Source organism: Pseudomonas sp. HMWF006 (assembly GCF_003061205.1).
GTDB classification, from domain to species: domain Bacteria; phylum Pseudomonadota; class Gammaproteobacteria; order Pseudomonadales; family Pseudomonadaceae; genus Aquipseudomonas; species Aquipseudomonas monsensis.
This window is the reverse complement of the sequence record NZ_QAIU01000140.1, coordinates 1-5,580: the sequence shown is the minus strand read 5'-3', so window position 1 is coordinate 5,580 and position 5,580 is coordinate 1. Positions and strand designations below refer to the sequence as shown.

Here is a 5,580-nt window from a genome sequence, read left to right as displayed (position 1 = left end):
GGACAACACCACCCGCTGCGCCAGGCGTGCAGCAACCCGCGGACTGTGGGTGACCATCAGTAGTGTGGTCGGCGTGTCGTCGAGCAGCTCCAGCAACAGACGCAGCACTTCATCGCTGGTGGCTTCGTCGAGGCTGCCGGTGGGCTCGTCGGCCAACAGCAATTTCGGCCGCGACGCCAGGGCCCGGGCCAGCGCGACCCGCTGCTGCTGGCCGCCCGACAACTGTTCGGGATAGCGCTTGAGCAACTCGCCCAGCCCCAGGCGCTGCACCAGATGCGCCTGCCAGTACGGATCATGGCGGCCGGCGAGGCGCGCCTGAAACGCCAGATTGTCCTCGACCCGCAGGCTGCCGATCAGGTTGAACTGCTGGAACACCAGACCGATCTCGGTGCGGCGCCAGTCGGCCAGTTGCGCTTCGTTCAGGGTTTCCAGCCGATGCGCGCCGCTGCGGATGCTGCCGCGATCAACCTTGTCGAGGCCGGCGATCAGGTGCAGCAAGGTGCTTTTGCCACTGCCGGACTCGCCCATCAGCGCCAGACTGCTGCCGGGCTCCAGGGTCAGGTCGATGCCTTGCAGCACCGGGAGCGGGCCTTGTGGGGTGAGGTAACTTTTGAAGACGCCTTGAACCTGAAGCATGCCGCCATCCGTTGGGTCAGTGTGGGGCAAGGATAGCGGATAGCAGCCTCTTCAGATCAGTGGTGTTTGCACGGGCCTCATCGCTGGCAAGCCAGCTCCCACAGTGTTTTTGGGTGTATTCAGTATTTGTGAACAACCTCAATCCCTGTGGGAGCTGGCTTGCCAGCGATGAGGCCCGCTGGCCCAACACAAATCTCACTGCCCGGTTGCCACACGGGTCGCCGCCTCCCCCGGTGTGACAATGGTGTTCAGATCAATATGCTTCCACTCAGGCTTGGCCCCCAGCCGCGCATTGAAGCGGTAGTTGAAGGTGAAATCGTCCGCCGTCGGCACCGTCAACGGCTTGCCATACACCGCCTCGATCCCCGTCAGGTCGTACCCCATCAACTGCAGCAGGGTCGGGAAAATGTTGTAGTGGCTGGAGCGGTCCTTGTTCACCGTCAGTGATTGCGCCCAGTCGGGCCCCTGCAACTGATCACCCTGAATCACCACCAGCGGCACCAGCCCCTCCTCCTCCACCGGGTCGCCGCCGCAGTGCGTATTGAGCCCGGGGTTACCGCGTTCATGCAGGTCCTGGCCGTGATCGGAGGTGTAGATCAGCAGCGCATTATTCAAGTTGGCCTGGGCAAACACCCGCGCGAAGAACTCGCCAACGTTCCAGAGAACCGTGTTCTTGTAGGCATTGCGGTACAGCGCCCAATCGTCCGGCTGGCCGTTGAAACCGTCGCGCTTGCCGGTGTCGGCCACTTCGGTGAACTGCCCGCGCGGCAGCGTCGGGCGATACGCCATGAACGCGTCGGGGTACTTGTCGTGCACCGGGAAATGCGCGCCGACCTTGTTGATCACCACCAACTCCGGCTGGTCATCGTTGAGCAACTCGATCAGCTTCGCGGCGGCGGCCATGTCGCGGTCACGCACGCTGGTCTGGTCAAACTGGACGAATTGGTCGATGTCCTTTTTCTCGCTGTCGGTCATCAGGTTCTGCAAGTTGCCGCTGGTGCGCTGGGCGTCGATGTACACCGTGCGCAGCCCGGCTTTTTTCGCGTACTGCCAGATCGACGGCAGGGTGCTGTTGATCCGCGTGTAATCGTCGCGAGTGCCGCCGTAGCGCAGGGTGACGTTGGTGTCGGCGCTGCAGTTGGCAATGGACGCGGCATAGCCGTAATTGAAGATGTCGACACCCGGATGCGCCTGCTTGAGGTTGCTGTGCACCCCGAACGGCGCGTTGATGTCCAGGTAATTGCCAGAGATGCTTTCGTCGATGATCAGCACGATGTCGTGGTTGACCGCCGTCGCGTTGCGCGCCAGCGTCACCGGTTCACGCGGGCCGACGGTGTTGTGCAGCGCTTCGTAGGCGAACAGGTTCAGATAGGCCAGCGGCGTGTACATGATCGGCAAGCCCCGCGCGCCCTCGCCAGGCCGCAGGAACAACACCGTACTCAACAGCAACACGCCACACACCGGCGCCGCCACGCGCAGCGCATTGGGCACCCTCAGCGCATGACGCGGCTTGAGCCCGATGCCGAACAACAACAGCAGGCCACTGAGCGCGCCATGAATGATCGCGTCGCGGTACTGGTAGGCGGCTTCCTGGATGAAGCCGCCGGAGTACACCAGGGAGACAAAGCTGCTGTAGCTCAGGTAATCCGCAGTGACCCGGGTATAGACATCAAAAAACACCGCCGAGACAAACAGTGTTATTGCGAATAAGTGGCGAATGAGCGCCTGACGAATATAAGCCGTTAGATATAACGCTAAAGTCAGCGCCAAAAACATCGCGCCAAAAATAAGCACAGCAAAACCGACACCGATAGCATTTAACCGATCAATGTAATATTCGCAATAAAGCAGCAGATAAATAATTAAAAGCAATTCTTTGGCATATCTGGACATGGCGATACCGGACGTGCAATACGGCAGAGAGTCAAAGGCTTGTCGGTCAAAATCTGACACTAGCACCCGGCCATCAAAGCGCAAGAATTGACTGTTTTTTTTAGAAAGCGTCAAAAAAACGATGACTCAAATCTGACACACACGAAACGCTACAAGCCTTTAAATTAGCGACTTACAACCGTCCATCGCTTATTTTGAATCTGAACAAATCTGCGAGAAATCAACAAATTCAATCGCAGCAATGACTTGATGGCCAATCGCCAAAAAACGCTCAAGTGTTATACACGTGCAACATGTCATTTTGCTGACACGCTTTCCAAACCCTGCGCTATACCCCTTTTACAGTCTTCTTCCGAACTTCTTCTTTTCGCTCTATCGAGGGTGCGCAGATGGACGTGAGCGTATTTGGCACGGGCTATGTTGGACTTATTCAAGCCGCCGCACTTGCAGATGTCGGTCATCGGGTTTTATGCGTAGATATTGACCCAAACAAGATTAAACAACTGCAACAAGCCGTGCCGCCCATCAGCGAACCGGGACTGTCGGGCACACTTGAAGAAAACATCAAGGCCGGCCGTCTGCTGTTCAGCACCCAGGCCAGCGATGCGGTCGAGCATGCCGAGCTGATTTTCATCGCCGTCGGCACGCCGGCCGATGAAGACGGTTCCGCCGACCTCAGCCACGTGCTCAACGTCGCCCGGCAGATCGCTTCGCACATGGAGGCCGATCGCACCCTGATCATCAAGTCCACGGTGCCGGTCGGTACGGCCGATCAGGTGCTGGCCACCGCCAACAGCGAACTGCTGCGTCGCGGCAAAAGCAATCTGGCCGTGCGCGTTGTCTCCAACCCCGAATTTCTCAAGGAAGGCAGCGCTCTTGCCGACTGCATGCGCCCCGACCGAATCATCGTCGGCACTCGCGATGACGTGGCTCGCGAGCAGATGAGCGAGCTGTACGCGCCATTCTGCCGCAATCACGAAAAACTCATGTTCATGGACAACCGCAGCGCCGAACTGACCAAGTACGCCGCCAACGCCATGCTCGCCACGCGCATCAGTTTCATGAACGAACTGGCCAACCTCACCGAACTGCTGGGCGCCGACATCGAAGCCGTGCGCAAAGGCATCGGCTCGGATCCACGCATTGGTTACCACTTCATCTATCCGGGCTGCGGCTTCGGTGGCTCATGCTTTCCCAAGGACCTGCGTGCCCTGCTGCACACCGCCGAACACAACGGCATGCCACTGAAACTGCTGCGCAGCGTCACCGACGTCAACGACAGCCAGCGCCACATCCTCTTCAGCAAACTCAAGGCGCAGTTTCCGCAAGGCCTGGCCGGCAAGTCCATCGCGATCTGGGGCCTGGCGTTCAAACCGAACACCGACGACATGCGCGAAGCACCCAGTCGTTACCTGATGGACGCGCTGTGGGCCGAAGGCGCCAGTGTGCAAGCCTATGATCCGGAAGCCATGTCCGAATGCCGGCGCCTTTACGGCTATCGCAACGACCTGCACCTGTGCGCCACCCGCGACGACACTCTGGAAGACGCCGATGCCTTGGTGATCTGCACCGAATGGAAAAACTTTCGCGTGGTGGACTTCGACCTGCTCGCGGAAAAACTGCGTTCGAAAGTCATCATCGACGGCCGCAACCTCTACAACCCGGAACACGTGGCCGCCGCCGGCCTTCATTACAGCGGCATCGGCCTGCGTCACATCGCACCGCAAGGGCTACGCCCATGAAAATCCTGGTCACCGGCGCAGCCGGCTTCATTGGCGCCCATTGCGTGTTGCGGCTGATGCGCGACGGGCATGCGGTGGTCGGCCTGGATAACTTCAACGGCTATTACGATCCGCAACTCAAACACGATCGCGTGCGATGGGTACGCGATCAAGTCGGGCATTTCCCGCTCGCGCGGATTGACCTGGCCGACGCCGCCGCGATTGAAGCGCTGTTTGTCCGCGAGCAACCGCAAGTGGTGATCCACCTCGCGGCGCAGGCCGGGGTGCGCTACTCGCTGGAAAACCCGAAGGCCTATCTGGACAGCAACCTCAGCGGCTTTTTGAACATTCTCGAAGGCTGCCGGCATCATCCGGTCGAGCACTTGATCTATGCCTCGTCGAGTTCGGTGTACGGCGCCAACCAGCACACCCCGTATTCGGTGCACGACGGCGTCAATCACCCGCTGTCGCTGTACGCCGCGACCAAAAAAGCCAACGAGCTGATGGCCCACAGTTACAGCCACCTGTTCGGTATTCCCAGCACCGGCCTGCGCTTTTTCACCGTTTACGGCCCCTGGGGTCGGCCCGACATGTCGCCGATCCAGTTCGCCCGCGCGATCACCGAAGGCACGCCGCTGAAACTGTTCAACTACGGCGAGCACCAACGGGATTTCACCTACATCGACGACATCATCGAAAGCATCGCGCGCCTCACCGACCATCCGCCGCACAACCACCCCGAGTGGGATCGCGAACATCCCGACGCGGGCAGCAGCATGGCGCCGTGGTGCCTGTTCAACATCGGCGGCCACCACCCGGTGGAGCTGAAAACCTACCTGGCGTTGATGGAAAAACACCTCGGTCAGAAAGCCATTGTCGAGCTCTTGCCCCTGCAACCGGGCGATGTGCTCAACACCTGTGCCGAGACCGACGATCTGGCCCAGGCCACCGGGTTCCAGCCCCGGATCGAGCTGGATGAGGGGCTGGGGCGTTTCATCGCCTGGTTCCGCGACTACTACCCCACTGCCTGTCGCCCACGCGCCGCTCGCGGCTGAACATCAGCGGAGGACCCCATGACTGGACATGAGCAAGGTGTACCGATCCAACAAATGCGCCGCGACAAGCGCATTGACCCCGAGCACCGGATGCGCCTCGATGCGGCGATTCATCGCCAGGGACGCGGCTGGTTCACGGGCCGCGAAGGCGGTCGTCCATGGCAACTGTCGCGCACCAATCGAGTGATGGCCTGCTTCGGCGCCCTGGCGATTCTGCTATTGATTTCGCCGCTGTTGGTCGGCCTGGCGCTGATCATCAAGTTCACCAGCCCGGG

The 5,580-nt window shown here is 60.1% G+C and carries 4 protein-coding genes and 1 pseudogene; 3 read left to right on the top strand and 2 right to left on the bottom strand.

The window, feature by feature from the left end; genetic code table 11:
• Both DBR24_RS05650 and DBR24_RS05645 read right to left on the bottom strand, forming a co-directional pair.
• Positions 1 to 636 (bottom strand): ABC transporter ATP-binding protein (locus tag DBR24_RS05650; RefSeq protein ID WP_146188966.1); only part of this gene is annotated, 636 nt, incomplete at its 3' end.
• Positions 637 to 831: 195 nt separating this feature from the next.
• Positions 832 to 2,529, bottom strand: coding sequence for a sulfatase-like hydrolase/transferase (locus tag DBR24_RS05645; protein WP_128614156.1), 1,698 nt, complete (start codon positions 2,527 to 2,529; stop codon positions 832 to 834).
• 389 nt (positions 2,530 to 2,918) lie between these two features.
• Here DBR24_RS05645 and DBR24_RS05640 point away from each other — a divergent pair, with 389 nt between their 5' ends.
• From DBR24_RS05640 to DBR24_RS05630, 3 genes and pseudogenes are all read left to right on the top strand, one after another.
• Positions 2,919 to 4,271, top strand: a complete 1,353-nt coding sequence (locus DBR24_RS05640; RefSeq protein WP_123467516.1) for a UDP-glucose/GDP-mannose dehydrogenase family protein — start codon at positions 2,919 to 2,921, stop codon at positions 4,269 to 4,271.
• Positions 4,268 to 5,305, top strand: coding sequence for an NAD-dependent epimerase (locus tag DBR24_RS05635; protein ID WP_128614155.1), 1,038 nt, complete (start codon positions 4,268 to 4,270; stop codon positions 5,303 to 5,305). The genes DBR24_RS05640 and DBR24_RS05635 overlap by 4 nt, the downstream gene beginning before the upstream one ends.
• An 18-nt stretch (positions 5,306 to 5,323) precedes the next feature.
• Positions 5,324 to 5,580, top strand: a pseudogene (locus DBR24_RS05630) (sugar transferase); the annotation flags it as partial.

Bases quoted from the DNA above. Each gene is read 5' to 3' on its own strand.
- DBR24_RS05645 (WP_128614156.1), bottom strand. From the start codon at position 2,529: ATGTCCAGATATGCCAAAGAATTGCTTTTAATTATTTATCTGCTGCTT.
- DBR24_RS05640 (WP_123467516.1), top strand. From the start codon at position 2,919: ATGGACGTGAGCGTATTTGGCACGGGCTATGTTGGACTTATTCAAGCC.
- DBR24_RS05635 (WP_128614155.1), top strand. From the start codon at position 4,268: ATGAAAATCCTGGTCACCGGCGCAGCCGGCTTCATTGGCGCCCATTGC.